Source organism: Martelella mangrovi, from assembly GCF_040545495.1.
Classification (GTDB): domain Bacteria; phylum Pseudomonadota; class Alphaproteobacteria; order Rhizobiales; family Rhizobiaceae; genus Martelella; species Martelella mangrovi.
In genome coordinates, this window is sequence record NZ_JBEPLY010000003.1 from 433,516 (window position 1) to 459,899 (window position 26,384).

General features: G+C 60.1%; 24 protein-coding genes, 4 tRNA genes and 1 pseudogene. 14 read left to right on the forward strand and 15 right to left on the reverse strand.

Going from position 1 to position 26,384, the window contains the following annotated elements; translation table 11 throughout:
- Positions 1-72: 72 nt before the first annotated feature.
- Positions 73-1,959 (reverse strand): ABCB family ABC transporter ATP-binding protein/permease, encoded by a 1,887-nt coding sequence (locus ABID12_RS06715; RefSeq protein ID WP_319520342.1) that lies wholly within the window; start codon positions 1,957-1,959, stop codon positions 73-75.
- Positions 1,960-2,111: 152 nt separating this feature from the next.
- Positions 2,112-3,518 (reverse strand): LysM peptidoglycan-binding domain-containing protein, encoded by a 1,407-nt coding sequence (locus ABID12_RS06720; protein ID WP_354433579.1) that lies wholly within the window; start codon positions 3,516-3,518, stop codon positions 2,112-2,114.
- A gap of 182 nt (positions 3,519-3,700) precedes the next feature.
- Here ABID12_RS06720 and ABID12_RS06725 point away from each other — a divergent pair, with 182 nt between their 5' ends.
- Positions 3,701-4,324 (forward strand): LOG family protein, encoded by a 624-nt coding sequence (locus ABID12_RS06725; protein ID WP_354433580.1) that lies wholly within the window; start codon positions 3,701-3,703, stop codon positions 4,322-4,324.
- A 44-nt stretch (positions 4,325-4,368) separates the two neighbouring features.
- Here ABID12_RS06725 and ABID12_RS06730 read toward each other — a convergent pair whose 3' ends face one another.
- A complete protein-coding gene (locus ABID12_RS06730; protein WP_106305188.1) occupies positions 4,369-5,097 on the reverse strand; it encodes a Crp/Fnr family transcriptional regulator in 729 nt (242 codons plus the stop codon).
- A gap of 197 nt (positions 5,098-5,294) precedes the next feature.
- On the opposite strand from ABID12_RS06730, the gene hemN reads away from it, so the two are divergent.
- From hemN to ABID12_RS06765, 7 genes are all read left to right on the forward strand, one after another.
- A complete protein-coding gene (gene hemN, locus ABID12_RS06735; protein ID WP_354433581.1) occupies positions 5,295-6,647 on the forward strand; it encodes an oxygen-independent coproporphyrinogen III oxidase in 1,353 nt (450 codons plus the stop codon).
- A 103-nt stretch (positions 6,648-6,750) separates the two neighbouring features.
- Positions 6,751-7,032 (forward strand): acyl carrier protein, encoded by a 282-nt coding sequence (locus tag ABID12_RS06740; RefSeq protein ID WP_106304575.1) that lies wholly within the window; start codon positions 6,751-6,753, stop codon positions 7,030-7,032.
- A 98-nt stretch (positions 7,033-7,130) separates the two neighbouring features.
- Positions 7,131-7,619: a 3-hydroxyacyl-ACP dehydratase FabZ family protein gene (locus ABID12_RS06745; RefSeq protein WP_106304572.1), complete on the forward strand. Its 489-nt coding sequence runs from the start codon at positions 7,131-7,133 to the stop codon at positions 7,617-7,619.
- A gap of 1 nt (position 7,620) precedes the next feature.
- Positions 7,621-8,823: a beta-ketoacyl-ACP synthase gene (locus ABID12_RS06750; RefSeq protein ID WP_354433582.1), complete on the forward strand. Its 1,203-nt coding sequence runs from the start codon at positions 7,621-7,623 to the stop codon at positions 8,821-8,823.
- Between the two features lie 14 nt (positions 8,824-8,837).
- A complete protein-coding gene (locus ABID12_RS06755; RefSeq protein WP_106304566.1) occupies positions 8,838-10,121 on the forward strand; it encodes a beta-ketoacyl-ACP synthase in 1,284 nt (427 codons plus the stop codon).
- 66 nt (positions 10,122-10,187) lie between these two features.
- On the forward strand, positions 10,188-11,219 hold the full coding sequence (locus ABID12_RS06760) for a zinc-binding dehydrogenase (RefSeq protein WP_354433583.1): 1,032 nt from the start codon (positions 10,188-10,190) through the stop codon (positions 11,217-11,219).
- Between the two features lie 101 nt (positions 11,220-11,320).
- Positions 11,321-12,247 (forward strand): lipid A biosynthesis lauroyl acyltransferase, encoded by a 927-nt coding sequence (locus tag ABID12_RS06765; protein ID WP_354433584.1) that lies wholly within the window; start codon positions 11,321-11,323, stop codon positions 12,245-12,247.
- A gap of 26 nt (positions 12,248-12,273) precedes the next feature.
- On the opposite strand, the gene ABID12_RS06770 is transcribed toward ABID12_RS06765, so the two are convergent.
- Entirely contained in the window at positions 12,274-12,765 is a 492-nt protein-coding gene (locus ABID12_RS06770) for a hemerythrin domain-containing protein (RefSeq protein ID WP_354433585.1), read from the reverse strand.
- Between the two features lie 219 nt (positions 12,766-12,984).
- Between ABID12_RS06770 and ABID12_RS06775 the strand changes: the two genes are divergently transcribed.
- Entirely contained in the window at positions 12,985-14,454 is a 1,470-nt protein-coding gene (locus ABID12_RS06775; RefSeq protein WP_354433586.1) for an MFS transporter, read from the forward strand.
- 89 nt (positions 14,455-14,543) lie between these two features.
- Here ABID12_RS06775 and proX (ABID12_RS06780) read toward each other — a convergent pair whose 3' ends face one another.
- From proX (ABID12_RS06780) to ABID12_RS06795, 4 genes are all read right to left on the reverse strand, one after another.
- On the reverse strand, positions 14,544-15,548 hold the full coding sequence (proX, locus tag ABID12_RS06780) for a glycine betaine/L-proline ABC transporter substrate-binding protein ProX (RefSeq protein ID WP_354433587.1): 1,005 nt from the start codon (positions 15,546-15,548) through the stop codon (positions 14,544-14,546).
- 138 nt (positions 15,549-15,686) lie between these two features.
- Positions 15,687-16,694, reverse strand: coding sequence for a glycine betaine/L-proline ABC transporter substrate-binding protein ProX (gene proX, locus ABID12_RS06785; RefSeq protein WP_354433588.1), 1,008 nt, complete (start codon positions 16,692-16,694; stop codon positions 15,687-15,689).
- A gap of 113 nt (positions 16,695-16,807) precedes the next feature.
- The gene (locus tag ABID12_RS06790; RefSeq protein ID WP_354433589.1) at positions 16,808-17,719 is read right to left on the reverse strand and encodes an ABC transporter permease; all 912 of its coding nucleotides are present in this window, start codon (positions 17,717-17,719) and stop codon (positions 16,808-16,810) included.
- 20 nt (positions 17,720-17,739) lie between these two features.
- A complete protein-coding gene (locus ABID12_RS06795; protein ID WP_354433590.1) occupies positions 17,740-18,984 on the reverse strand; it encodes a quaternary amine ABC transporter ATP-binding protein in 1,245 nt (414 codons plus the stop codon).
- 453 nt (positions 18,985-19,437) lie between these two features.
- Here ABID12_RS06795 and ABID12_RS06800 point away from each other — a divergent pair, with 453 nt between their 5' ends.
- Together ABID12_RS06800 and dgt are read left to right on the forward strand one after the other, a co-directional pair.
- Positions 19,438-20,070 carry a J domain-containing protein gene (locus tag ABID12_RS06800; RefSeq protein ID WP_354433591.1) on the forward strand — a complete coding sequence of 211 codons (633 nt, stop codon included), beginning with the start codon at positions 19,438-19,440 and terminating at the stop codon, positions 20,068-20,070.
- A 42-nt stretch (positions 20,071-20,112) separates the two neighbouring features.
- Positions 20,113-21,444, forward strand: coding sequence for a dGTP triphosphohydrolase (dgt, locus tag ABID12_RS06805; RefSeq protein ID WP_354433592.1), 1,332 nt, complete (start codon positions 20,113-20,115; stop codon positions 21,442-21,444).
- 23 nt (positions 21,445-21,467) lie between these two features.
- On the opposite strand, the gene ABID12_RS06810 is transcribed toward dgt, so the two are convergent.
- The 5 genes from ABID12_RS06810 to ABID12_RS06830 form a co-directional block, all read right to left on the reverse strand.
- A complete protein-coding gene (locus ABID12_RS06810; RefSeq protein WP_435528181.1) occupies positions 21,468-22,001 on the reverse strand; it encodes a DedA family protein in 534 nt (177 codons plus the stop codon).
- Positions 22,002-22,193: 192 nt separating this feature from the next.
- Positions 22,194-22,268 (reverse strand) — tRNA-Glu (locus ABID12_RS06815).
- 87 nt (positions 22,269-22,355) lie between these two features.
- A tRNA-Glu gene (locus ABID12_RS06820) sits at positions 22,356-22,430 on the reverse strand.
- Between the two features lie 111 nt (positions 22,431-22,541).
- Positions 22,542-22,616: transfer RNA gene (locus ABID12_RS06825), tRNA-Glu, on the reverse strand.
- A gap of 166 nt (positions 22,617-22,782) precedes the next feature.
- Entirely contained in the window at positions 22,783-23,223 is a 441-nt protein-coding gene (locus ABID12_RS06830) for a VOC family protein (RefSeq protein WP_106304537.1), read from the reverse strand.
- Positions 23,224-23,383: 160 nt separating this feature from the next.
- Between ABID12_RS06830 and ABID12_RS06835 the strand changes: the two genes are divergently transcribed.
- From ABID12_RS06835 to ABID12_RS06845, 3 genes are all read left to right on the forward strand, one after another.
- On the forward strand, positions 23,384-23,962 hold the full coding sequence (locus ABID12_RS06835) for a cold-shock protein (RefSeq protein WP_106304534.1): 579 nt from the start codon (positions 23,384-23,386) through the stop codon (positions 23,960-23,962).
- Between the two features lie 164 nt (positions 23,963-24,126).
- Positions 24,127-24,606 carry a DUF192 domain-containing protein gene (locus ABID12_RS06840; protein ID WP_354433593.1) on the forward strand — a complete coding sequence of 160 codons (480 nt, stop codon included), beginning with the start codon at positions 24,127-24,129 and terminating at the stop codon, positions 24,604-24,606.
- A 71-nt stretch (positions 24,607-24,677) separates the two neighbouring features.
- Positions 24,678-24,754 (forward strand) — tRNA-Pro (locus ABID12_RS06845).
- Positions 24,755-24,775: 21 nt separating this feature from the next.
- Here the strand turns inward: ABID12_RS06845 and ABID12_RS06850 are convergent.
- On the reverse strand, positions 24,776-25,225 hold the full coding sequence (locus tag ABID12_RS06850; protein WP_354433594.1) for a hypothetical protein: 450 nt from the start codon (positions 25,223-25,225) through the stop codon (positions 24,776-24,778).
- 193 nt (positions 25,226-25,418) lie between these two features.
- Positions 25,419-26,290: pseudogene (locus tag ABID12_RS06855) on the reverse strand (IS3 family transposase); the annotation flags it as partial.
- Positions 26,291-26,384: the final 94 nt, after the last annotated feature.

Here is a 26,384-nt window from a genome sequence, read left to right on the forward strand (position 1 = left end):
GTTTGACGTTTGAAAACCTTACAGGTTCCAATGTGAGTTGAAAATGATTCTCCGGCCGCAGCGGCAATTGCCTCAATTGGCCGGATCGAGCCGCATGATCACGCCCATATCGTCGCTTTCGCGGACCTCGCGCAGATGTTCCTCGGCAAGGGTGGCTTCGCGCTGGCGTTCCCACATCTGCGCATAAAGCCCGTTTTGGGCCAGCAGATCGCCATGGGTGCCGCGTTCGGCAATCTCGCCGCGCTTGAGCACGATAATCTCGTCGGCGCCGATGACGGTGGAAAGCCGGTGGGCGATGACGACCGTCGTGCGGTTTTTCGAAACCACGTCGAGGGCGGCCTGGATTTCTCGCTCGGTCTGGGTATCGAGCGCCGATGTCGCCTCGTCGAGAAGGAGGATCGGCGGCGCTTTCAGGATGGTGCGGGCAATGGCGACGCGCTGTTTTTCGCCGCCCGACAGTTTCAGCCCGCGCTCGCCGACCTGGGTGTCGAAACCTTCGGGAAGCTGACGGATGAAATCGCCGACCTGTGCCAGTTCCGCTGCCGCGTTGACCTCTTCGTCGGTCGCGGATGTCCGGCCGTAGCGGATGTTGTAGGCGATCGTGTCGTTGAACAGCACGGTATCCTGCGGCACCATGCCGATCGCCTCCCTGAGGCTGTGCTGGCGCACCTCGCGCAGATCCTGCCCGTCAATGGTGATCGCGCCCTCATTGACATCGTAGAAGCGGAACAGCAGGCGGGAAATCGTCGATTTGCCCGCACCTGTCGGCCCGACGATGGCAACCGTCTTGCCGGCGGGCACCTCGAAGGAAATCCCCTTCAGGATCGGCCGCGCCGGATCATAGGCAAAGTGCACATCCTTGAAGGCTATCGCGCCCTGGCGGATCTGCAGGTCCTCGGCATCGGGCTTGTCGGTGATTTCCGGATCGACTTCGAGAATGTTGAACATTTCCTCGATATCGGTCAGCCCCTGACGGATTTCGCGATAGACCGAACCGATGAAATTCAGCGGAATGGCCAGCTGGATCAGCATGGCATTGACGAACACGAAATCGCCGATCGTCTGCGTGCCGTTTTTGACGGCAAGCGCCGACAGCACCATCATCAGCGTCATGCCGGCGCCGAAGATCAGGCCCTGACCGAAGTTCAGCCAGCCAAGCGAGGTCCAGATGCGGGTTGCCGCGACCTCGTACTTGGCCATCGAACTGTCGTAGCGACAGGCTTCCATGTCTTCATTGCCGAAATATTTGACGGTTTCGTAGTTCAGCAGCGAGTCGATTGCCTTGGTGTTGGCGTCGGTGTCGCTGTCGTTCATCTCGCGGCGAATGGCGATGCGCCAGTCGCTGGCCTTGATCGTGAACCAGACATAAAGCACGACGGTGACGGCGGTAATCGCCAGATAGTCGAAGCCGTAACCCCACCAGAAGATGATGGCGACCAGCAGGAATTCCAGCACCGTCGGCAGGGTGGCCAGGATCGTGAAGCGCACAATCGTTTCGATGCCCTTGGTGCCGCGCTCGATGATGCGCGAAAGGCCGCCGGTCTTGCGCGAAAGGTGAAAGCGCAGCGCCAGCTGGTGCATATGCACGAAGACCCGGTAGGCCAACTGGCGCACGGCATATTGGCCGACGCTGGCAAACAGCGCGTCGCGCAGCTGGTTGAAGCCGAGCTGGCCGATGCGCGCCAGATTGTAGAACAGCACCAGCGTGACGGCGCCAAACAGGAAGGCCGGCAGAATTGTGTTGATCTCGAGTTCGCCCGTCAGCGCATTGGTCACCCATTTGAAGGAGTAGGGCACGAGCAGAAGTATGAGCTTGGCGATAACCAGCGCGATTGTCGCGTAGACAACACGCCGCTTGAGGTCCGGGCGGGCCGATGGCCAGATATACGGCCACAGATTGATGATTGTGTGAAACGGATTGGCGGAATCCGCTGATACGGTTCTCTGGCCTTCTGCCATGATCATCCTTCGGCTCAAGGCCGATCGGCCGAGCCATTGTAAATGTGTTCAGGGTCGGGAAAACAACGCAAGACGCGCGGCTTTGGATCGCCAGATAAGGCTGATTGCAGCCGATTGCAATGGCGAGGGGCCGTGTGGCGGCCCCTCACACCTTACCGGTCCTCCGGCGGAAGCTGATATTCCGGTCCCACCGGCATGCCTTCCAGCAGGCGGCGGTGGATGGTTTCCGCCTCGCTGTCGGGCAGCGGCTGGCCGGGCAGCGAGAAGACCTGACCCGGCAAGATGAGGTCCGGATTGAGGATCTGGGTCTCGTTGGCGAGGTAGATCGTGGTGTAGCGCACGCCGCGTCCGTAGACCCGGCGCGAAATCCGCCAGAGATTGTCGCCGCGACGGATGATGACGGCATTGTCGCTGCCCTGAAGCTGCGGTTGCGTGAATGTCTGCGTTCCGTCGGTCTGTGCTGCGCTGGTGCCGGCGCTGTCGGCGGAAACCGCGGCAATCTGGTCGCCCGGCGGCCGGTCGAACGGCACGATTGCACGGGCGATCACCCGATTGTTTTCGTCCAGCATGTCGACCCGGATGGTGTGAACGCCGACCGAAACGTCAGTCTCCGCCTCAAGCACATAATTTCCATCAGTGTTGACGGAGCCATCGCTGAGAAATGCGTCATCGATATAGCCGCGAATGATCGCGTCCGGCGCGCCTTCGCCGGCAATGAACAGCATGTTGTCCTCAATCTCCACGGCCTTGATGCTGACGGTCGCATCAACGGGCTCGCGGTCGGCTGCGGGCTGCTGTTCCGCCGTTGTCTGCGCGCCGTTGCCTTCGCCAACTGTTTCAACGTTGACGGCCGGAAGGTCGGTGTCCTGTCGATCATCGCCGGAGACGTTGTCCTGACTTCCGGCGTTGGTCTCAGCGGCTTCTTCGTCTTCGCCGGCCGTCGGTGTCGTGGCCACGAGCGTATCGTCGGGAAGCGAAGATTGCAGTTCCGGCGCGGAGATGATTTCCGAGGCCTTGCCAGGCTCGGTGATCAGCGCCAGAAGCTCGCCGCTGTCGTCTTCCGGGATCGAGACCGTTGCCGTCTGCTGCGATCGCGCGCTGCGCCCGTCGGGCATGGTGACGTTGAGATAGAGCAGGTGGTCGCCCGGTGTCAGCGGCGTTTCCACAATGGCAACGAAATCACCGGTGTCGGTGACTTCGGAGGAGGCGAGAACGGTGTCGTCTTCCTTGACGTCGAGAACGCCGAGCGGTTCGGCAGCACCCGCAATCACGGCGGTGCCGTCGGGTTCCACGCGCAAGACATCGAATGTCGGGATACGCAGCTGCGTGGCTTGCCGGGTTTCGTCGTCTGCGCCGTCTGCGGTCGTGCCTGCGCTTTCGGCGGCATCCTGCTGATGGTCGGGTTCGGGAGCAGCACTTTCGGTCGTCTGCGTTGCCGGTGCGCTATCCTGCCGCTCGGCGACGTCGCCATCGTTGTCGCGCAGCATGAAGTAGGCGCCAGCCGCAACGAGCACGAGGATAATTACCGCAATGATGACACGTGTGTTGTTCTTGTTCATTCGTCACTCCAGACACGGCGCCATGCGCATGGTGCCGGTTCCCTGAAAACGCTAGTCATAGTGAGGTTTATACACAAGTCTTCATTCGCACTTGCGGGAAACCGTGAACAGGGTAAACGCCCGATTGTGATCGATTTGCAATCAACTTGACCGGCAATGGCCAAATGGGGTTCAGTAAACCCATGAACAGCGAACATGATACGATTCGATCCATCTGTGTATATTGCGGGTCCAGACCGGGCGGCGAGGCGAGCTATATGGCCGCCGGCAAGACGCTGGGCACTGCAATCGCGAAAGCCGGTTACCGCCTCGTCTATGGCGGCGGAACCAAGGGCATTATGGGGGCCGTTGCCGAGGGCATGCTCGAAAATGACGGCCACGTGGTCGGCATCATCCCCGAATTCCTTGTCGATATGGAGGCAACCCGCCATCAGCTGGAAGCGCTCGACGAGTTGATGATCACGCCGGACATGCATGTGCGCAAGCATACCATGTTCGAACGCGCCGATGCATTTGTTGCCCTGCCGGGCGGTATCGGTACGCTCGAGGAAATCGTCGAGATCATGACCTGGGCCCAGCTCGGTCGCCATTCCAAGCCGATGATCTTCGGCAATGTCGATGGTTTCTGGAACCCGATGATCCAGTTGCTCGACCATATGAGCGGGCAGGGTTTTCTGCACACCAGCCATCAGGTGCGTCCGCGCCTCATCGACGATGTCAATGAAATCGTGCCGACGATCGAGGCCCTGTGGTCCGAGCGCGACAGCGACGACGAAGGCGAAAAGCACATCATCAGCCGGCTCTGATTCGCGTAATTGCCGGTTGCCGGGCCTTCCGGTAACCGCCTGGCTCAGTCGTTGCCGGCCGCCTCGTTCAGACGCTCGATATCGGGCACGGTGACGTGGCGGTTGTTTTCCACCAGAATCACCTTTTCCTTGCGCAGCTTGGTCATCTGACGGCTGACCGTTTCGATGGTCAGGCCGAGGAAATCGGCAATATCGGCGCGCGACAGCGGCAGATCGAAGGTGCAGCCGTCATCGGCTTCCGGATCGATATGGGTGGCGATCAGATGCAGGAAGGAGGCGACCTTCTCGCGCGCGGTCTTGCGGCCGAGCGTCAGCATCCAGTCGCGCGCCTCGTCAAGTTCCTTCAGCGACTGGTCGTAGAGCTTGTGTTCCAGCCCGGGCGTGTCGGCGATCATCCGCTCGACGGCGGCGCGCGGAAAGGCGCAGATCTCGGTTGTCGTGGCGGCCTCGGCCGTCAGCGAGCTTTCGCGCGAAAAAGGACGGCCCAGAAAATCCGGTGCGAACTGAAGCCCGACGATCTGCTGGCGGCCGTCAGCCATCATCTTGGACAGCTTCACGACACCGCGCAGAATGTTCGAATAGGTGTTGACGTTCTCGCCCTGGCCGACAACCTCGGTGCCGGGATCGATCGTCCGCTTTGCGGAATGCTTGTTGAGAGCAGCAAGCTGTGAGCCGTTCAGAACCGAGCAGATGCCTCCGTGACGCGCCTCGCAGGCCCGACAGACCTGCGGTATGACATCCTCGTCAGTTGTGATATGCGGCTTTTCGTCCATGGTTTCACCAAACTGCAGCCACGTCATATGACTGTCTTTGTTTTCCGGTTCCGCTCTAGACGCCCTTTTGACGGCGCGCAACCGTTTAGCGGCTGAAGTCAGCGGTCTACATATGTATCTCTTGATTAAAGTCAAAGCCGGGGTGAGTGCAAGGCGTTAACGAAAATCTTATCCCGAATGAAGGAGGGTTTTCCGTCATGACATCAGGCAGGCAATTGCTGACCCGGTTTTCGCGACCCGTTCCGCGCTATACCAGCTATCCGACGGCGCCGCATTTCCACGGCGGCATTTCCGCCGGCGATGTCGCCGGCTGGATGCGCGGGCTGGAGGCGGGGCAGAGCCTTTCGCTTTATGTCCACATCCCCTATTGCGACCGGCTGTGCTGGTTCTGTGCCTGTCACACCAAGCACACGCTCCGTTACGCGCCCATTGCCAGCTATCTGGAGAGCCTGAAGCGGGAGATCGAAACGGTCGGGGCGCTTGTATCGCCCGATGTCAGGGTGACGGCGCTGCACTGGGGCGGCGGTTCGCCGACCATGCTGAAGCCCGCCGACATGCGGGCGCTGATGGGCTGGCTGCGCACGGCCTTCCATTTTGCCGAGGATGCCGAAATCAGCGTCGAGATGGACCCGAACGATCTCGATGACGCGCGCTATGATGCACTTGCCGATATCGGCGTGACCCGCGCCAGCCTCGGGGTGCAGGATTTCGATGAAAAGGTGCAGAAGACCATCAATCGTCTGCAAAGCTTCGAGCAGACGGCTGCGGTGATTTCGGCCATGCGGGCGCGGGGCGTGCGCTCGGTCAACTGCGATCTGCTTTATGGTCTGCCCTACCAAAGCCTCGAAACGCTCACGCACACGGTCGAACAGATCATATCGTTGCGCCCGGACCGGATCGCGCTTTTCGGCTATGCCCATGTGCCGTGGATGAAAAAACACCAGACGCTGATTCCCGAAGAGGCGCTGCCCGACGCCGACGCCCGTTTCGAGCAGATGACCCTTGCCGGCGAATTGCTGGCGAATGCGGGATATGACCCGATCGGCATCGATCACTTTGCGCTTCCTGGCGACAGCCTTGCACGGGCGGCAAGGTCCGGCAGGCTGCGCCGCAATTTTCAGGGCTATACGGATGAAAGCGCCGATGCGCTGATCGGGCTTGGGGCATCCTCCATCAGCGATGTGCCGCAGGGTTACTGGCAGAACATGCCGGCGATCGGCGAATACCGGCGGCTGGCGGAAGCCGGCGATCTGCCGGTGGTGCGTGGCATAGCGCTGGACGATGAAGACCGGATGCGTGGTTTCGTGATTGAAAAAGTGATGTGCGCCTATGGCTTTTCAACCTCAGAGTTGCGTGCGCGCTTCGGCGCGGCGGCCGGGCCTGTGATCGAGGAAGCGCGGGCTTATGCGCGGCAGAATCCGGATGTCTGCAGCTTCGATGCTTTCGGATTTCGACTGCAAAAAGACGCTTTTCCGTTTGCCCGCTCTGTTGCCGCGCATTTTGATACCTATCTTGAGGGCGGCCGGGGCCGGCATTCGGCTGCGGTCTGATCAAATGTCGAAAAAACATCATCTGACGCCTTGCGGCCATTGGCTTTTCGCCAATCTTTGCCTATGAGAAGGGCTGAATTGATAGATTGAAGAGGTACAGGGCGTGAGCGCTACATTCGATAAAGTTGCCGATATCATTGCGGAAACGAGTGAAATCGACCGCGACAAGATTACGCCGGAAAGCAACACGATCGACGATCTGGGTATCGACAGCCTCGATTTCCTGGATATCGTCTTTGCCATCGACAAGGAATTCGGTATCAAGATTCCGCTCGAAAAATGGACTCAGGAAGTCAACGAGGGCAAGGTCGATGCGGATGAGTACTTCATCCTGAAGAATCTCTGCGCCAAGATCGATGAACTCAGGGCGGCCAAAGAGTCCTGATTGCGCGGACAGCCCTCCATGCGGACAAGCTTCGGTGCCTGCCTTGGTGTCCGCTTCCTGGCCGATGTTGATGCAGGCGGGAGAGGCTGAAGGCATTCATGCTGCTCGAATATTTTCAGATGATCGATGAAGTCGTGTCGGTGGACCTGTCCGCCGGCACGGTTCGTGCACGCTCGACGGTGCCGGAAAAAAGCCCTGTCTTTGAGGGGCATTTTCCCGGCATGCCGCTTGTGCCCGGCGTGCTGCTGATCGAAACCATGGCGCAGGCCTCGGGCCTGATGCTTCTGGGTGTCAACAACTGTTCTGCGATGCCGTTTCTGATGATGGTCGACAGCGCCAAGCTGCGCAGCTTTGTCGCGCCGCATGCCGTTCTCGAGATCGAGGCGGCGCTGGAGCACGAGGGCTCGGGCTTTGCCGTGACCAAGGCGAAGATCGCGTCTGACGGCAAGCCTGTTGCCAGCGCGCAGCTGAAATTCAGAACGCTCTCTTTTGAAGATAATGATCTGGCGCCGATCGTCAGGCGACGGGCTGAAGAAGTCGGCCTGTTCGCTGCGATCGAAAACGGCCAGACCGTGGAAAGGTCCTGAAATGACGAAATCGGACAATGATGTCGTTGTCACCGGTATCGGGCTTGTGACCAGTTTCGGTGTCGGTCAGGCGCCGCATGTCGCCATGCTGACCGGCAGCGCTGCGCCCGAGATCAATATCGACAGCGAAATCTGCGCGCCGTATCCGGTGCATCCGCTGCCCGAGATCGACTGGAAAGAGCAGATCCCCAAGCGCGGCGACCAGCGGCAGATGGAAAACTGGCAGCGGCTCGGTGTCTATGCGGCCGGTCTTGCGCTCGATGATGCCGGCGTGAAGGGCAATGAAGAGGTCTGTTCGACAATGGACATGATCGTGGCAGCCGGCGGCGGCGAGCGCGATATTGCCGTCGACACCATGATCGTCAATGAAGGTCTGGAGCGCTCCGACCGCGAAATTCTGCTCAACGAGAAGCTGACCACGGAACTGCGTCCGACGCTGTTTCTGGCCCAGCTGGCCAATCTGGTTGCTGGCAATATCTCCATCGTTCACAAGGTCACCGGTTCGTCGCGCACCTTCATGGGTGAAGAGGCTGCCGGCATTTCCGCTGTGGCCACCGCCTATGCCCGCATTCTGGCAGGCCAGTCGACGCATACGCTCGTCGGCGCGTCCTATGTTGCCGAGCGGCGGGACATTCTTTTGATGATGGAAGCCGTCCACGCGCTCTCGCGCGGAAAATGGGAACCGCTCTGGGATCGCGCGGCCGAAGATGACGGCGGCATGGTCATGGGCTCGGCCGGTGCATTCCTGGTGCTCGAATCGCGAGCCTATGCCGAAGCGCGCGGCGCGCATATCTACGCAACGCTTAGCGGTGTCGAAGGCGACCGCGGCAAGCGCGATGACGGCAGGCTCGAGAAGCGGCTTGGCCGGCTTTTCGCCGATGCGGGCTTTGAGGGCGGAAAGGGCGAGGCGGTGTTTTCCGGCGCCACCGGCCTGAGCGAACTGACGAAGCGCGAGGCGGATTTCCTCAAGGGTGCATTCCCGGATGCGCCGTTGCGCGGTTATACCGGTATTACCGGCCATGCCATGGAAGCCAACTTCCCCCTCGGTATTGCGCTTGGCGCACTGGCGCTCGACAGCAAGACCCCGGTTCCCGTCTTCAATGAAGGCGAAGAACAGATGACGGCGCCGGCACAAAAGATCGCCGTGACCAATGTTGGCCTGCAGCGCGGCGAAGGCGTTGCCGTGCTTGCCGGCGAAAACTGAGAAAGGACGGGCAGATGCGTAACAGATTTACCGATCATCTTGGCCGTCCGCTTGTCGCGGTAACGGGAATGGGCGTCGTGACCTCGCTCGGTCGCGGCCTTCAGGACAACTGGTCGCGGCTGACCGGCGGCGTTTCCGGCATCCACGCGATTTCGCGCTTTCCCACCGACCACCTGCCGACGCGGATTGCCGGCACGGTGGATTTCATTGCCTCCGAAGCCAACCCGGTGGCGCGCTCCTATGCGTTTGCCGAGGCGACGATCGAGGAAGCCCTCGAAATGGCCGGGCTTTCCGGTGATTTCGATGCGCCGCTGTTTCTGGCCGCTCCGCCGGTTGAGCCGGAATGGTCGATGCGTTTTGATCTGGGCGACCGCGCACCGCCGCCGCAGGAAGACAACGACGTCTATGTCCGTTTCCTGGCGGCCATGCGCGAAAAGGCCGATCCGGCCTTCCACGAAGCCGTCATGTTCGGCTCGATTTCGGAGCGGATCGCCGACCGGTTCGGCACACGCGGCCTTCCGGTCACGCTGTCGACGGCCTGCGCCTCCGGCGCCACGGCAATCCAGCTCGGTGTCGAAGCCATTCGCCAGGGCCGCACCGACAAGGCGATGACCGTGGCCACAGACGGCTCCGTGACGGCCGAGGCGCTGGTGCGCTTCTCGCTGCTGTCGGCGCTTTCAACCCAGAACGATCCGCCGGAAAAGGCCTCCAAGCCGTTCAGCAAGGATCGCGACGGTTTCGTGATTGCGGAAGGGGCGGCAACGCTCATTCTGGAATCGCTGGAAGCCGCCCATGCCCGCGGCGCCACGGTTTACGGGATCGTTCGCGGCTGCGGCGAAAAGGCGGATCATTTCCACCGCACCCGGTCTTCGCCTGACGGCGGCCCGGCGATTGCGACCATTCGGGCGGCCCTTGAGGATGCGGGGCTCGGTATCGACGAGCTTGATTACATCAACGCCCATGGCACCTCGACGCCGGAAAACGACAAGATGGAGTATTCCGCGCTCAAGGCCGTTTTCGGCGAGGAGAAGATGCCCTCCATCCCGCTGTCGTCGAACAAGTCGATGATTGGCCACACGCTGACGGCGGCGGGAGCGGTCGAAGCGGTGTTCTCGCTGCAGACCATGCTGACAGGCGTGTTGCCGCCGACCATCAACTACGTCAATCCCGATCCGCTGATCGAGCTCGACGTGGTGCCGAACACCAGCCGGGAGGCCTCGGTGTCCTCCGTGCTGTCCAACTCGTTCGGTTTCGGCGGGCAGAATGCCTGCCTGGTGATGACGCGCGAGCCGTCCTGAGGGCGGACGCGTCGGTTTTTTGGGGCAGGTTATGCTGCCTTTGACGAGACTGCGAAGGAATGACCAATGCGCGCATTGCAGCTGACGGATGACCGCAAGATCGAGATTCGGGACGTCGCCGAACCGGAAGCGCCCGGACCGGGAGAAGTAACGCTGAGGCCGAAGGCGGTCGCGCTCAACCACATCGATGTCTGGGGCTGGCGCGGCATGGCCTTTGCCAAGCGCAAGCTGCCGCTGACGATCGGCGCGGAAGCCTCCGGCATTGTCGAGGCCATCGGCCCCGGCGTTGCCAATGTCCTGCCCGGGCAACTGGTTTCGATCTTCGGGGCACGGGTGTGCGGCCATTGCAAGGCCTGTCGCGAGGGCCGGGACAATCTGTGCGAACATGTCGGCGGCGTGCACGGCTTTCATCTCGACGGTTTTGCCCAGGACCGGATCAATATTCCCGCTCGCCAGCTTGTCGTTGCGCCACCCGGTGTGGATGCGATTGCCGCTGCGCTTGCGCCGGTTACGTTCGGCACGGTCGAGCACATGCTGTTCGACAATGCCATGCTCCAGCCGGGTGAGAGCATTCTCGTCCATGCCGGTGGTTCGGGCATCGGTTCGGCGGCTATCCAGCTGGCCAAGAAGATGGGCTGCACCGTGATCACCACGGTCGGCTCGGCCGACAAGATGGAAAAGGCCCGTGCGCTCGGCGCCGACCATGTGATCAATTACCGCGAGGACCGCTTTGAAGGCGTGGTGCGCAAGATCACCAAGAAGAAGGGCGTCGATGTCGTCTTCGAACATGTCGGCGCGGATACCTGGGCGGGCTCGATGCTGTCGATGAAACGCGGCGGCCGGCTTGTGACCTGCGGATCGACGTCGGGCGTTTCCACTAACGTCAATCTGATGATGCTTTTCCAGCAGCAGCTGAAATTCTTCGGTTCGTTTGGCTGCCGCATGGAAAACATGGCCGATGCCATGCAGAAGATGGCGCAGGGGATCGTTCATCCGGTCATCGATACGCTGGTTGATTTCGACGGTATCGACAAGGCGCTGGAACGGATGGAAAGCCGTCAGGTTTTCGGAAAGATTGTGCTCGAAATCGGCGACTGAGCTTTCATCGTCTCAGCGCTTGGCGCAAACGGAAATCGCCGTTAAAAGGCTGGCAGCGCGGCGGTGAACGTGCTGCCCGCAGTCAATCTGGATCTGATTTCGTGAAATCCCTCATCACCCGCATCGTTCTCAAAACCCGCCAGTTTCAGCAATGGCTGGTGGCACATCTGGTTTTTGGCCTGCTTTCGGTTCTCAAGCTGTTTCCGGCTGATGGCTCGATCCGCTTTGCCGATTGGGCAATGCGCAAGATCGGCCCGCTGACCGGCCGTCACAAGCTGGTGCTGGAAAACCTGCACCGGGCCTTTCCCGACATGGACGAAGCGGAAATCCAGCGGATCGCGCTGGCCAGCTGGGGGCATATCGGACGCCTTGCCGCCGAATATGTGTTTCTCGACGAAATCTTTGATTTCGATCCGGAAAATCCCGATTCCGGACGGGTCGAGGTTGAGGGCGTCGAGCGCTTCATGGAACTGCTGGCGCGCGACAAGCCGTTCATCGTGTTCACGGCCCACACGGCCAATTTCGAGCTTCTGCCGGTGGCGGCTGCCTCGTTCGGCCTGAATGTGACCGTGCTGTTTCGACCGCCGAACAATCCCTATATCGCCAAGAAGGTGTTCCGCTTCCGCCGCAAGCGCATGGGCGAGCTGGTTCCCTCGCATGCGGGCTCGGCTTTCGCGCTTGCCAATGCGCTGGAGGCGGGCAGGGGTGTCGGCGTGCTCGTCGACCAGAAATTCAAGCGCGGCATGACCTCGCAGTATTTCGGCCAGGATGTGCGCACCAATCCGCTGCTGGCCAAGCTGGCGCGTCAGTTTGCTTGCCCCGTGTTTCCCGCGCGCTGCATCCGGCTGCCGAACAACCGTTTCCGGCTGGTGCTTGAAGAGGAAATGCCGGTTCCGATGACACCGGCGGGAAGCGTGGATGTGCCGGCAACCGCACAGGCGCTCAACGACAAGGTTGAAGCCTGGGTGCGGGAATATCCCGAGCAATGGCTCTGGTATCATGATCGCTGGAGCCGCCGGAAGCGATAGCGGCCGGCGTCTTCATCTAACCATCTTCACGGTTGCAGGCGGTTGGCCACCAGCTCCTGCTCAAGCGCAATATGGCGCCGCAGGGCGCCGAACAGGCCGCGCAGCATGTAGCCGACGGCTTCGGTGTTGACCACATCGCCAGATGAAAGCCGTTTGAGTGTTTCCGTTACCTCTTCGGCAAAACACAAATCTTCGAAATGCTCGTATGTCAGGCGGTCCAGCACTTCGCCGGCCGCTTGCGGACCGGCGGCCGTGTGGCGCAACTGCGGAAACACCTGCATCTCTTCGGTCTCCTGGGCGTCCTTTAGTGTCGGGACCAGGTCATCGGCCAATCGCCGACAGGCATTGCGGTTGACATTGGCAGGCAGGGAGTCTGCCACGGCTTCAAGAGCGTCGCACAACCGCAGGATCGACTTGTGTGTCGACCGGAGGGTGCCGCTGGCTGTCCGCGGGTTCTGAGGTATTTTCTGCTTCAATGGATTGTCCAAGCATTCAGTCGCGAGGGTTTCGACCGTCATGCGTTCCTCCCTGCTGAATCGACCGGTTTATTTAATCATTTGCCGACAAACGCGCGTCGCTTTCATTGACTTAGGTCAAGAATGGCCGAACTCGGCGGTCTGCCGGGCGCGCAGCTGCCGGACTGACAAGCAGACGTCGCGCAGATGTCATGAAACTCACAAGTGCGGAGGTTAGGTGTTTCCCGTATAGGCTACATCAACATTCGAGAGGAAACCTCCATGAATGAAATGTCGACCGATCCGGCCGGCGTGAAAACGGCGCGCAGTGTTCAATTCTATATTGATGAGCGTCCGTTCTGGGTTGACGGAACCGAGGCGCCCGCGCCGAAGATGACGGGCACTCAGTGGCTGATCTGGTGGCTGTCTGTGGCGGGCAAGTTCTTCGAGGGCCTTGTGGTGTTCATGACCGGCGTCGCAATGCCGTTGATGGCCTCGGAATTCGGGTTGGGTGCGACCCAGCACGGCATGGTCGGCTCGGCCTCGCTGTTCGGCATTCTGATCGGAGCAAGTGCCCTTGGCGGGCTTGCCGACCGGTTTGGCCGCAAGCGGGTTTTCATCATGGAACTCGGCCTGTTCATCGCATTCCTTACGGCCATCATCTTTACCCAGAATTTCGCCTGGCTGATCGTCTGTCTTTTCGGCATGGGGCTGGCGCTCGGGTGCGATTATCCGACCGCGCATCTGGTGATTTCGGAAAGTACGCCCTCGAAGACCCGCGGCGGGCTGGTGCTGTCGGCCTTCGGTTTTCAGGCCGTCGGCGCGATCTTCGGGACGTTGCTCGGCTATGTGATCCTCACGCTCGATCCGTCGGTCGGCGCCTGGCGCTGGATGTACGGCGTTGCGATCGTTCCGGCGCTGGCCGTCTTCATCGGGCGGTTCTTCATTCCCGAAAGCCCGCACTGGCTTGCCGTTCGCGGACGCGGCCAGGAAGCCGAAACGGAACTGCAGAAACTGCTGAAACGCGAACCGGCCTATCCGACGCGGGTGAGCGTTTCCGAACCGGCGAAACCCGCGCGGGAGGCCAAAAGCGGCTATCGCGCACTGTTTCAAAGGCGCAATATGCGCGCGTTGATCCTGTCGTCGGTCCCCTGGTTTCTACAGGATCTCGGGACCTATGGCATCGGTATCTTCACACCGACCATTCTTGCCGCCACCGTCGGCCATCAGCGCGCGCATGCTCAAAATGTTGCCGATCTGGTGCACAACGATCTGATTGCAGCCAAGGGAACAGCTCTGCTCGACATCCTGCTTCTTGTAGGCATCATCGGCGCGGTGCTGCTCGCCGATCGCATTGGCCGTATCCGGCTTCAGGTCTTCGGCTTCATTGGCTGCGCGGCAGGCCTGTTTATCGCCGCTCAGGCCGGCAGCTATTCCGGCGCCACCCAGACTACACTGATTTTCTGCGGTTTCATGCTGTTCAATTTCATGACCAATCTCGGGCCCAATGCGCAGACCTATCTGATCGCCGGCGAGGTGTTTCCGACCCATATTCGCGGCACAGGCGTGGGCTTTGCCGCCTCCTTTGCCAAGATCGGCGCCTGCCTGACCGCGTTCCTGTTTCCGGTTCTTCTTGCCGATATCGGAACGACCGCACTGCTTTACGGGCTGGTCGCGACCTCGCTGGTCGGTGCGGTTGTGACCTTCGTCTGCCGGATCGAAACACGCGGAATCAGTCTCGACGGACATTGACGGCGCAAGGGCGCTGTAGCCGCAAAAAAAAAGCCCGGCCTTTGGAAAACAAAGGCCGAGCTTTCCGGTTTGACAGGAGGCGCTACCGCTTAGTTGGCGGCGGCTCTGGCGGTTTCCAGCCAGCCGTCGACTGCGTCGCGGTTTTCCGCGATCCAGGCGTCGGCCTGGGCTTCGATGTCGTCGTCGCCTTCGATCATCGCGGCGTTCTGCGCGAAAATGTCATCGAGGGGGATCGAGACGGTCGTCAGGATCGATTCGATTGCCGGGTTGGCCTCAAGCAGGTCCTTGCGCGCGACCGGCTGAATATCGTTCGGCGGAAAGCCCATGTAGCAGGGATCGGCGACGCAGGTTTCCAGCCCTTCGGCCGGCGGAACCGTCTCGACGCCTTCGACCTGCGGGACCGGGATCCACATCACGTCCTCGCCGGCTTTCAGCTCGTAGCCGGTCCAGTTCGGCGTCCAGGCGTAGTAGAGCACATGTTCGCCGGCATTGTAGCTGGCGATCGTGTCGGCCATGGCGGCGTTGTAGCCGGCCGTGGTCGTGGCAATATCGTCATCCAGGCCAAAATCCTCGAGCTGTTCGACGATCACGCGTTCGCACAGCCAGCCGGGCGGGCAGGAGACGAGGTCGGCCTTGCCGTCGCCATTGCGGTCGAAGGCCTCGCGAACCTCGGGACGCGCAAAATCGGCGAGCGATTCGATGCCGAATTCCTCAACGGCGGCCTTGTCGACCATGTAGCCCTGAAGCGCGCCGCGGTCGACGACCGTGCCGATAACCTCGGCCTGGCCTTCCATGACCGGCTTGTAGGTGTCCTGCGCGGGGAACCAGCCATTGACCCAGAGGTCGACGTCGCCCTGCATCACCGCCTGATAGAATGGCGGTACGTCGAGCGTCGTCGGCCCCTCTACATTGTAACCGAGTTCTTCGAACAGTTTGGTATAGATTTCGGCCTGAAACCAGCCGCTGTCCCAGCTGGCGCGTGCCATCTTGATGGTGGTGCCGTTGCCGGGTTCCTGTGCGCCGGCCGTTGCCGGAACAAGGCCGGCGGCGCCGACCATGGCTGTCAGGGCCAGCGTGTGAAGCATTGTCTTCATGAAAATCTCGTTTGATGGAACTGTATTCTTGTCGGATATGACCGGTGGCAGGGGCGGGCGCCGCAACGTGCTGCCACCGGACAACAAAAAAGGCCGGAAGGCGGCCAAACCGTCCTTCCGGCCTCGTTTCAGCTGCTATCAGTTGGCAGCAGCGCGAGCGTTTTCAAGCCAGGTGTTGACCTGGTCCTGATTGTCCTCGATCCACTTGGCGGCCTGGGCCTGAACGTCGTCATCGCCTTCGTTCATGGCCGAGTTCTGCGCGAAGATATCCGGCAGCGGGATCGATACTTCCTTCAGGAGGGCATCGACAGCCGGGTTGTCGGCGAGGAACTCGTCATTGACGACCGGAACGATGTCGTTGGCGACAAAGCCCATGTAGCACGGATCGGCAACGCAGGTGTCGAGACCTTCGGCCGGGGCCGGCAGGTCAACGCCTTCCTTCTGCGGCACTTCGATCCACATCACGTCCTTGCCGGGGGCGAGCTGGTCAACGGTCCAGTTCGGCGTCCAGGTGTAGAACAGGATGTGTTCGCCGTTCTGGTAGGCGGCGATCGCATCGGCCATGGAAGCGGAGTAGCCGGCCTTGATCGGGTTGATATCGTCACCCAGATCGAAGTCTTCCATGTGCTGCGAGATCGTCAGTTCGCAGCCCCAGCCCGGCGGGCAGGCGACCAGATCGGCCTTGCCGTCGCCATTGCGGTCGAAGGCTTCCTTGACTTCGTCGCGCTTGAAGTCGTCGAGCGTCTTGATGTCGAATTCTTCGATGGCCGCCTTGTCGACGAGGTAACCCTGGAGCGCGCCGCCCTTGGCAACTGCGCCGTCAACCTTGGCCTTGCCTTCGAAGGTCGATTCATAGGTCCTGTGCAGCGGGAACCAGCCGTTGACCCAGAGGTCGACGTCGCCCTGCGAGACAGCCTGATAGAAGGCCGAAGCGCCGAGCGTCATCGGGCCGGTCACGGAATAGCCGAGGTCTTCAAACATCTGCTTGTAGATTTCAGCCTGGAACCAGCCGGTGTCCCAGTCGGCCTGGGCCATCTTGATGGTCTTGCCGTCACCGGGTTCCTGCGCAAATGCCGCGGTAGCCGGTACAAGGCTGGCCGCGCCGATCATCAGGGCAGCGGTAAGCTTGCTGAGGTTGTTGGTCATGAGTGTTTCTCCGTTTCTACGTGTTGCGGCGCGCCGCCTGCCGGTGGCGGGCAGGGCGCCTTGGCTACGGGATCGGAGATCCCTGGAAAGCGGCCGTCGGGCCGCCCCCGTGCTTAATCGGCGGCCGTCTTCTGGCCGCTGAAGAGAGTTCCCAACGCCTGACGGAACGTCATCCGGTTGGGATCGGAAGGCTCTACGAGGCCCTGGGTGATGCGGTCGAGCACGATGGCCAGAACCACGATGCCGACGCCGCCGGCGGTCGCGCCGCCAACATCCAGCCGGCCGAGGCCGGTATTGACGACCTGTCCGAGGCCGCCTGCGCCGATCAGCGCTGCGATGACAACCATCGACATGGCAAGCATCAGCGTCTGATTCAACCCCGCCATGATGGTGCGCATGGCCAGCGGCAGCTGAACCTCGATCAGCGTTTGCGAATAGGTCGCGCCGAAAGCCTCGGAGGCCTCGATCAAATCGGTGCGCACATTGCGGATGCCGAGATTGGTCATGCGGATGATCGGTGGCAGCGCGAAAATGATCGTCGCGATGATGCCCGGCGCCATGCCAACACCGAAAAGCATAACGATCGGAACAAGATAGACGAAACTTGGAACAGTCTGCATCACATCGAGGATCGGGCGGACGAGGCGCCAGAGCGTATCGCTGCGGGCCACCAGAATGCCCACGGGCACGCCGATGATGGTGCAGAAGAACACCGATGTCAGGATCATGGCCAGCGTTGTCATCGTCTCCGGCCAAAGCCCGATCAGATCAACGAAAAGAAAACCCAGAATGGTAACGATCGCCATGGTCTTTCCGACGATACGCCATGCAAGAAGCGCGAAAATGACGGCCATTGCCAGCATCGGTATCCATGCCAGGAAGGTGTCGAGTGCCATCAGCACCTGATTGACCGGCACCTGAAGCGCGCGGAAGAACGGCCGGAAATTGGGAACGAGGAAGCCGCGGACGAAGTCGTTGACCCACGTGTCGAACGGGATCGTGAAATACTGCGATGGATCTAGCAAATCTCTGGTCTCCTGTCGGCTTATTCCGAGGCCGGCTGGTCTGCAGCCGGTTTCTGTTTCTGCTCGTCTGTTTCTTCACCCTCGGCGGACGGCTCTTCCGGATCCGCAGCAAGCTGTTCGAAGATATCGTCCTGGGAGACGACGCCGACGAGCTTGCCGTCATCATTGGTCACGGCCATCGGAACACCGCCCTGGGCGGCCGAATAGACCTCGTTGAGATAGGCTTCTTCCGAAACGGTCGGCGGCTCTGCAAACATGGCTTCGCGCACCGGGGTCTCACGTGGACATTCCATGGCGTCGGACCGCATCAGCAGGCCCACGGGAACGCCACGCTCGACCACATAGGCGAGGTCGGTCTTGGCCTTGTCCATGACGCGAAGTGCATCGCGTGCCGTGGCGTCGACCTTGACCCAGGCGGCATCGCTGGAAATGTCGGAAACCTTGAACACGCGGCTGCGGTCGATATCGGAAACGAAGGCGCGGACATAGTCGTCGGCCGGTTCCGAAACGATTTCCTGTGCAGTGCCCACCTGAACGAAAGCGCCGTCCTTCATGATGGCGATGCGGTCGCCGAGGATCATCGCCTCGTTGAGGTCATGGGTGATGAAGATGATGGTTTTCTTCAGTTCTTTCTGAAGAACAATCAGTTCGTCCTGCATTTCGCGACGGATCAGCGGGTCAAGCGCGCCGAAGGGCTCGTCCATCAGCAGGATTTCGGGATCGTTGGCCAGCCCGCGGGCAAGGCCCACACGCTGCTGCATGCCGCCGGAAAGCTGGCTTGGATAGCTGTTGGCATAGGCATCGAGGCCGACCTTGGCAAGCGAGACGCGGGCCTGCTTGTGGCGCTCTTCCTTGTCCATGCCCTTCAGCTTCAGGCCGAAGGCGACATTGTCGATAATCGTTTTGTGAGGAAACAGCGCGAAGTGCTGGAAAACCATGGTGATTTTCTGCCTTCGAACATCCCTCAGCGCTTCCTTGCTGCAGGTCGCGACGTCGACATCGTCGATCATGATCGAGCCGGATGTCGGCGGGATCAGACCGTTCAGCGTGCGCACGATGGTGGATTTACCGGAGCCGGACAGGCCCATGATGACGAAGATTTCGCCTTCCTGAACGTCGAAACTCACATTGTCGATGCCAACGGTAACACCGGTGGCCTTGAAGATTTCTTCCTTGCTTTCTCCGGCTGCGAGGCGACGTGCCCCTTCGCCGCTGTCGTCATTGAAAAGCTTGGAAACGTTTTTCGCGGTCAGTTTGACAGTCATACCTCTTCCTTATTCGGCAACAGGGGATGAAGATCCCTGAGGCGTCCGATCTTCGGTTGTGCCTGCGTGCCACCCGCGCGGGCCACGCATAAGGGGCGCCGGCAGCAACATGCGCTTCCATCGGGACAACTCTCGCATTCGAGCGAAAGCGCGGGGCGACTTGGCCGCCCGGCAAATGGTCCGCGATACCCCAGGACTCCGTAGAGTCCGACAAGGCCGTCTTGTATATCGTCAGTTTAACGATTTGACGGCTTCCGTTGTGTAGAATTATGGCGGTGCAATGTCAAATTCAAGGCACGGAGATGTCGGCGTTCGGCGGTATTATCGAAACCGGGCAATTTCGGTGAATTCCGGCGGCGCGGGGTTATACATAAATGGCTTTCGTCTTGAACCGCGGGCGCGGTAAGAGTAGTTCATGGGGGATTTTATAGACATGGCGAGACGGGTAACATCTTGATCGACCCCTACGAAGTGCTTGGCGTAGACCATGATTGCGACGAGAAGGCCGTCCGGGCGGCCTATCGGCGGCTTGCCAAGGAAGCCCATCCCGACAGCGGCGGCGACGAGGAGCGTTTTGCCCGCCTGCAGGCGTCCTATGACCTTTTGAAGGATCCTGTCCGGCGCAAGGTGTTTGACGATACCGGTTACGATCCCGAGCTTGCGGACGCGAAGGATCTGAAGGGACTGCTGCTGTTGGAGCCGCTCGTCAACGAGATGATACTGGACGACCGCGAGCCGGGCAGTTTCGATCCCGTGGCGGCGATGCGCCGCAAACTTTCCGACGATATTCTGAAAAGCCGCTTTCACATTCTGGAGCTGGAGCGTCACCGTGCCCGCGTGCGCAAGCACATGGCGCGGCTGGGGCGCCGCAAACGCGACAGTTCGGGCACCGATGTGCTCGGCTCAATGCTGCGTGCGCGAAGTGATTCGATTGCCGAGGCAATCCGCAATGCCGAAGCGCAGATCGAGGTGATCGAGCAGGCCTATACCATGCTCGAAGGTTATGCCTACGAGCTGGAGCGCGACGAGACCGACGCCGACAGCGATGAAGACGCCGCGCGCGCCGACGACAAGGCTGCGGAATAGCACCACCGGCTGCGGCTCGATGCAGAAAGAAGGGGATATCTCATGGCCGCGATGAAATGGGAAAAACTGCTGGATCTGGAACGGCTGTTCCAGTCATCGCATCAGCAGACGGCGCGGCGTCCGGCCTATGATCAGGATGCCGACCGGATCAGTTTTTCCGCTCCCTTCCGGCGGCTTGCCAACAAGACGCAGGTTCATCCTCTCTATGATAACGATCATATCCACCATCGCCTGATCCACAGTGTGGAGACGGCAAGCGTCGGCCGTTCACTCGGGCTGGAAGTCGGTTGGTGGCTGGAAGAGCAGGGCCTGGTGGGAAAGGGTGGCCAGGCCATCGTTGCCGGTCTCGTTCATGCCGCCTGCCTGGCGCATGATATCGGCAATCCGCCCTTCGGCCATTCCGGTGAAGATGCGATCGGTGCGTGGTTTGCCGAAAAATTCGACCGGGGCGAGGGGCTTTTTGCCGATCGGCAGGCCTGTTTTTCAGAAGAATTCGAGGCCTTTGAGGGCAATGCCCAGGGCTTTCGCATTCTCTCCGGCCTTGAGATGAACCGGCGAGGTGGCATGCGGCTGACCCATGCCACGCTTGCCGCGTTCCTCAAATATCCGGTGACGGCGCGGGTGCGCAAAACACTCGCAGGGCGCGACAGCGGGCTGAAGAAATTCGGTGTTTTCGAAACCGAGCGGGAGGCGCTTGAAACCGTTGCGGCGAGGACCGGTCTGGTTGCCGGAGATGACACCGCGACATGGTGGCGACGCCATCCGCTGGTCTATCTGGTCGAGGCGGCGGACGACATCTGCTACAATATTCTCGATCTGGAAGATGCCTTTACGTCCGGGGATCTGTCCTACCGGGAAGCGGCCGGGCTTCTTGCCGCCGTTTCCGGCGTTGTTCCGCAGGAAGACCGCGGAGACACGCCGGGCGAAAAGATGGCCTTCCTGCGCGCTGTGGCCATCAGCAAGGCGTTTGAGGATTGCAGTGCCGCATTCAGCGCCAACTACGACGCGATCATGACCGGCAGGTTTACCGCCGGGCTTGTCGAGGCATCGGCCCAGAGAGAAAATTTCGCCGAAATCGGCAGGCTTGCCAGCGAACGCATCTTCACCTCGCCGCGCAAGACCGAGCTGGAGGTGATGGGCCGCAATCTCGTCCATCGTATCCTCGATGGCGTGTTGCCGGTGCTCGAGGCGTTGGCGGCAGTGGATTTCGAGGCGGAAAGGATCAGCGGCTATCCGCGCCAGCTGCAACGCGCGCTGGGCATCGATCTGCGTCAGGCGCGCGATCCCTATTCCGCGCTTCATACGCTCGCCGACTATGTATCGGGCATGACCGACCGCTATGCCGTGAAGATCGACCGGATCATTTCCGGCTGATCATTGATCCTGGGTATGAAGTCCTATTTCAGGATGTCATGGAAGTGGGCGGCGAAGAAATCGCCGAAGATGAAGGGGACGGATGTCCAAACGGCCGTCCACAGAATGGCGCCGGTAATGTTTGCCACCACAAACGGCTTCCAGCGCATGGCCATCATGCCGGCAACGATGCCGTTTAATTGTCTGAGGATGACGACGAAACGCGCGCCGACAACAACGGCAGCACCTTTTTGCGCGTAAAGCCCCTCGATCCATTCCCGTCGCTGCTGATTGAGCCCGATGTAACGGCCGTAGCGCTCGATGATGCCGCGGCCGCCATAACGCCCGATCAGGTAGCCGGTATTGTCGCCAAGAATGGCGCCGGCGGCAACGGCAAGGAATACGCCCTCGATCGGCAACTGACCGGCCGAAGCCAGCAATGCAGCGCAGATCACACCGCTTTCGCCCGGCAATGGTGCGCCGAGTGATTCCAGATAGACGATGACAAAAAGCGCCGGCAGCCCGTAGTGGCGCAGATAGGGTTCAATCATCGCGATCGATTCGTGGATCAGATGCATGCCCGCTCCTCATGCCGACGCGGCCTGTTCCGGCGCCGGTATCATGGCAATCCTTTGAAAAGCCGGTAGCGTATTATGCTTTGCCGATAAAGGGCAGGCCTACGGAATGCGTGCGAATCGCGCAGGCAGGCGCCGGACATGGTGTGGAGCTTTGCGAAATGGCTGCCGGGCCCGGGCGCGCCTGTGGATAACTGGTACGCCCTAGGGGAATCGAACCCCTCTTTCCAGAATGAGAATCTGGCGTCCTAACCGATAGACGAAGGGCGCATGCGCCGGTGAGGGCACGATGCCACAGAATTTTGGCGGTCGCCATCTCTGTTTTACAGGGGTGGTTGCCGTCAGGCAGAATTTGAATGGCACGCCCTAGGGGAATCGAACCCCTCTTTCCAGAATGAAAATCTGGCGTCCTAACCGATAGACGAAGGGCGCGCATTTCAAATTCGAAGACACCGCTTTGGGCGAGGTCCTCAACAGCAAAACACAGGTTTCGAAGCCAGGCTTCGACCCCATTTGCAGCAAGGCTTTTACACCTTGTGCGAATGGCACGCCCTAGGGGAATCGAACCCCTCTTTCCAGAATGAAAATCTGGCGTCCTAACCGATAGACGAAGGGCGCATGCGTTCGCTGGGCGCCCTTATAATCAGGCAATAGAATTGCTGCAAGCGTAAAACAGCGATTCCTTCAAAAAAACGACATGTTGAAAATGAAGTCGCAGGATCGCGTGTAACCGACTGATTTTAATGGAAAGAAGCGGCGCCTTTCGGCGCAGCTTCTGTTGCGGCTACCAGCTGCCGGTGTTCGGCATCGACGCCCAGGGTTCTTTCGGCTCCAGCGGATCGCCCTCCTGGAGAATCTCGAAGGAGATGCCGTCGGGCGAGCGGACAAAGGCCATATTGCCGTCGCGCGGCGGACGATTGATGGTCACACCGGCGTCGGAGAGCTTCTGGCAAAAGTCGTAGACATTTTCCACACGATAGGCGAGGTGGCCGAAATTGCGGCCGCCGGAATATTCTTCCGGGTCCCAGTTATAGGTCAGCTCGAGTTTCGGCACATGCTCGCCATCGCCGTCTTTCAGATCGCCGGGGGCGGCGAGAAAGATCAGCGTGAACCGGCCCTTTTCATTTTCCACACGGCGCACTTCCTCAAGGCCCATAAGCGTGCAGTAGAAGTGCAGCGATGCGTCGATGTCGGTAATGCGGACCATGGTGTGCAGGTAATGCATTGTTCTCTTCCCTGTCGGATTTTTCAAAAGCGGCGTGTGTCGCCGGGATGCGCATCCACTGCTTTTTCGTTTGGACTTGTGGCACCCCGAGGAATGAATGTTATTCTAATGACAAGAATCAGTTAATTCGCAGCCGGGTTTTTTCAAGGAGCGGGACGGTATGGCCGAGAGGTCACAGACAGAACGATACTCGGTCGGAGAGGATGCGGGCACGGAAACGGGAGATCTGCTCGAGGTCACCGGTTTTGTGAAATGGTTCGATGTCGGCAAGGGCTTCGGTTTCGTCGTGCCGGACAATGGCATGGAAGACATGCTTTTGCACATCACCTGCCTGAGGCGCGACGGCTACCAGACGATCCTGGAAGGCACGCGCGTGGTTGCGCTGGTTCAAAAGCGCGAGCGTGGCCTGCAGGTGTTTCGTATTCTTTCGATGGATCAGTCGACGGCCGTACACCCTTCACAATTGCCGCCGGTCAAGACCCATGTTCAGGTCGAACCGTCGAGCGGCCTTGAACGTGTTCTGGTCAAATGGTTCAACCGCGAGAAGGGCTTCGGCTTTCTGACGCGCGGTGAGGGGACCGAGGACATTTTCGTGCACATGGAAACGCTCAGGCGCTATGGCATTACCGAACTGGTGCCGGGACAGAGCGTGCTCGTACGCTTTGGCGAGGGCCCCAAAGGGCTGATGGCGGCCGAAGTTCATCCCGATATGCCGTCGCCGCACGGCCGCACACACTGAGGTCTCCGGTTTCGGGTGACGGCACCCCGTTTTTCTGAAAATGCTTTCCTGTTTTCGGCCTGAAGCGCTATCCTTTTCTCAACTCAGAGGCAGGCATGGTGGCCTTCCGGCTGTTGGTTGAATGGCAATGATAGGCCGGCGCTGTTGCCGGAAATGGAGAGATCATGACGATCCGTATGCACAGGGGCTTGTTTGCCGCCGTTTTTCTGCTCGCCCTGTTCGTGTCAGCGGGCCTAGTCACCGCCCAGGATAACGACATTGTCTTTCCGACATCCGAACTGACGCTGCATACCGAAAGCGGCGATTATCCGCTGGTGGTCGAGGTTGCCACCAGCTCGCCGCAGCGCCAGCGTGGGCTGATGTACCGCACCGCGCTTGACCGCGGCCACGGCATGATTTTCGATTTCGGGCAGTCGCGGCCCGCTTCCATGTGGATGGCGAACACGCTGATCCCGCTCGACATGGTCTTTATCCGCGCCGATGGAACGGTTTCGGGGTTTCACGAACAGGCCGAGCCTGAGTCCAAGGCGATCATCAGTTCATCCGAACCAGTGCGCTATGTGCTGGAAATCGGCGGCGGAGAGGCCGAAGCTTACGGGCTGAAACCCGGCGACACGGTCAGCGGGCCGACCATAGACAAGTAATCGTCCGTATTTGCAAAAGCCATTTTCCTGTTGCGGCGCGCAGCCCTTCAGTGTATCCGGGCACCCAGTGTCGGAGTGTAGCGCAGCCTGGTAGCGCATCTGGTTTGGGACCAGAGGGTCGGGAGTTCGAATCTCTCCACTCCGACCACTTATCAATTTGAAATTGCTATTATTTTTCGTGACCTGAAACTACGCGAAGTGTTCCCTGTGAGTGCATGGTGGGAGCAAGCAGGCTCTTGTGGGTGTGATTCTGAAGTTTCTGGATGATCATTTCCGTGGCGCGCATTGGGTCTTCCAGGTAGTCGGGGTCGAATTTTTCGTACCAGTCGGTCGTCCGGGAGCCTTCGGCAACAACGTGACCCAGCCATTTCGAGCGCTGCTCGCGTGAGACCTCGATGCCTGCGCGGCGCATGTTGGTCGCAATAAAGTGCCGGAGCGTGTAGCAGGTCATGTCAGGCATGCTAAGCGGGGCAAGCAAGCGACCGTCCGGGTCTCTCGGCTGCAAATCTTTTCCCATGGCGTTCAGCCGCTTTTCGACCGTATCCTGATATTGCCGGATTGGTCGGTCATCTCCCCAATGGTCCAGCCAGGCCGCAAGGCCAGTGGTCAGCCGAATCACCGGGCGCCGCTTTTTCGTCTGGCGACGGCCGGACGGGTTGAGATCGATCGTTCCGCTATTGAAATCAACCTGGCCATCGACGCGAAGGTCGAAAATCGCCTCGTTTCTTGTTGCCGTGTTGAGCGCGATGCCAGAGGAGGCTCGGTTTGTCTGAACAGTTTGGGGCGTTTCGTTAAGTGGATTTCCGCCTAGATTATGCTATCACCTTCATTGGTTCCAGCGCGCTGAAATAGGACTGATCCGGCGTCTGCCGGTCAAGGGATGAATGTGGGGGTCGGGTGTTGTAGAAGGTCAGATAGCGACCGATGTCAGCGCGGGCCCCGGACACGGTTTTGTAGGCGTGGAGATAGACCTCCTCGTATTTAATCCGACCGCCAGAGCCGCTCGACGAAGACGTTATCCCGCCACGCCTCCTTGCCATCCATCGAGATGGCGATTTCGGCGTTCTTCAGCACTGCGGTGAAGTCGATAGAGGTTAACTGCGATCCCTGGTCGGTATTGAATATGTCGGGTTTGCCATAACGATCAAGCGCTTCCTCGACTGCTTCGATGCAGAAGGCTGCTTCCATCGTGATCGACAGCCGCCACGACAGCACCTTCCGGCTAAACCAGTCGATGATGGCGCAGAGATAGACGAAGCCGCGCGCCATGGGGATATATGTCGGTCCATAGCCCAGACTTGGGTATGGGCCTGGTAACCACCAGTTTGCGCAGGAGGTAGGGATCGATTTTGTGCCCAGGTGCCGGTTTCAACGTGTTCGGGCGACGGTATATCGCCTCTATGCCCATCCTCTTCATCAGCGTGGCGACGTGTAACCGCCCCGTTACCAGCCCTTCTCCCCTCAAGAGTCCTTGCAACATCCGGCTTCCGGCAAACGGGTAGTCGAGATGCAGTTCATCGATCCGGCGCATCAGAGCCAGATCTCCGTCAGATACCGGACGGGGCAGATAATAGACACTGCCACGGCTGAAACCGAGAAGCTTCGCCTGACGGGTAACCGACAGTTTGTGTGAGCGGTCGATCATTTCTTGTCCCCCAGCAACCCCGCCTTGCCGAGCGCTCCTGACCTGAGACCCGACTTCCCTCCATTTTTCGGGAGAGTCTTGGGTTTTTAATCTGGCCTCAAGCGGCCTGTTTTTCCAGTGCCATTTTCATTGC

Excerpts from the sequence above, each read along its gene's own strand:
- hemN (WP_354433581.1), top strand. The coding sequence starts at position 5,295 with ATGACATCAGGCAGGCAATTGCTGACCCGGTTTTCGCGACCCGTTCCG.
- ABID12_RS06720 (WP_354433579.1), bottom strand. The coding sequence starts at position 3,518 with ATGAACAAGAACAACACACGTGTCATCATTGCGGTAATTATCCTCGTG.
- ABID12_RS06830 (WP_106304537.1), bottom strand. The coding sequence starts at position 23,223 with ATGCATTACCTGCACACCATGGTCCGCATTACCGACATCGACGCATCG.
- ABID12_RS06750 (WP_354433582.1), top strand. The coding sequence starts at position 7,621 with ATGACGAAATCGGACAATGATGTCGTTGTCACCGGTATCGGGCTTGTG.
- ABID12_RS06755 (WP_106304566.1), top strand. The coding sequence starts at position 8,838 with ATGCGTAACAGATTTACCGATCATCTTGGCCGTCCGCTTGTCGCGGTA.
- ABID12_RS06725 (WP_354433580.1), top strand. The coding sequence starts at position 3,701 with ATGAACAGCGAACATGATACGATTCGATCCATCTGTGTATATTGCGGG.
- ABID12_RS06775 (WP_354433586.1), top strand. The coding sequence starts at position 12,985 with ATGAATGAAATGTCGACCGATCCGGCCGGCGTGAAAACGGCGCGCAGT.
- proX (WP_354433588.1), bottom strand. The coding sequence starts at position 16,694 with ATGACCAACAACCTCAGCAAGCTTACCGCTGCCCTGATGATCGGCGCG.
- ABID12_RS06795 (WP_354433590.1), bottom strand. The coding sequence starts at position 18,984 with ATGACTGTCAAACTGACCGCGAAAAACGTTTCCAAGCTTTTCAATGAC.
- ABID12_RS06810 (WP_435528181.1), bottom strand. The coding sequence starts at position 22,001 with ATGCATCTGATCCACGAATCGATCGCGATGATTGAACCCTATCTGCGC.
- ABID12_RS06840 (WP_354433593.1), top strand. The coding sequence starts at position 24,127 with ATGACGATCCGTATGCACAGGGGCTTGTTTGCCGCCGTTTTTCTGCTC.
- ABID12_RS06730 (WP_106305188.1), bottom strand. The coding sequence starts at position 5,097 with ATGGACGAAAAGCCGCATATCACAACTGACGAGGATGTCATACCGCAG.
- ABID12_RS06745 (WP_106304572.1), top strand. The coding sequence starts at position 7,131 with ATGCTGCTCGAATATTTTCAGATGATCGATGAAGTCGTGTCGGTGGAC.
- ABID12_RS06715 (WP_319520342.1), bottom strand. The coding sequence starts at position 1,959 with ATGGCAGAAGGCCAGAGAACCGTATCAGCGGATTCCGCCAATCCGTTT.
- ABID12_RS06835 (WP_106304534.1), top strand. The coding sequence starts at position 23,384 with ATGGCCGAGAGGTCACAGACAGAACGATACTCGGTCGGAGAGGATGCG.
- dgt (WP_354433592.1), top strand. The coding sequence starts at position 20,113 with ATGGCCGCGATGAAATGGGAAAAACTGCTGGATCTGGAACGGCTGTTC.
- ABID12_RS06770 (WP_354433585.1), bottom strand. The coding sequence starts at position 12,765 with ATGACGGTCGAAACCCTCGCGACTGAATGCTTGGACAATCCATTGAAG.
- ABID12_RS06760 (WP_354433583.1), top strand. The coding sequence starts at position 10,188 with ATGCGCGCATTGCAGCTGACGGATGACCGCAAGATCGAGATTCGGGAC.
- proX (WP_354433587.1), bottom strand. The coding sequence starts at position 15,548 with ATGAAGACAATGCTTCACACGCTGGCCCTGACAGCCATGGTCGGCGCC.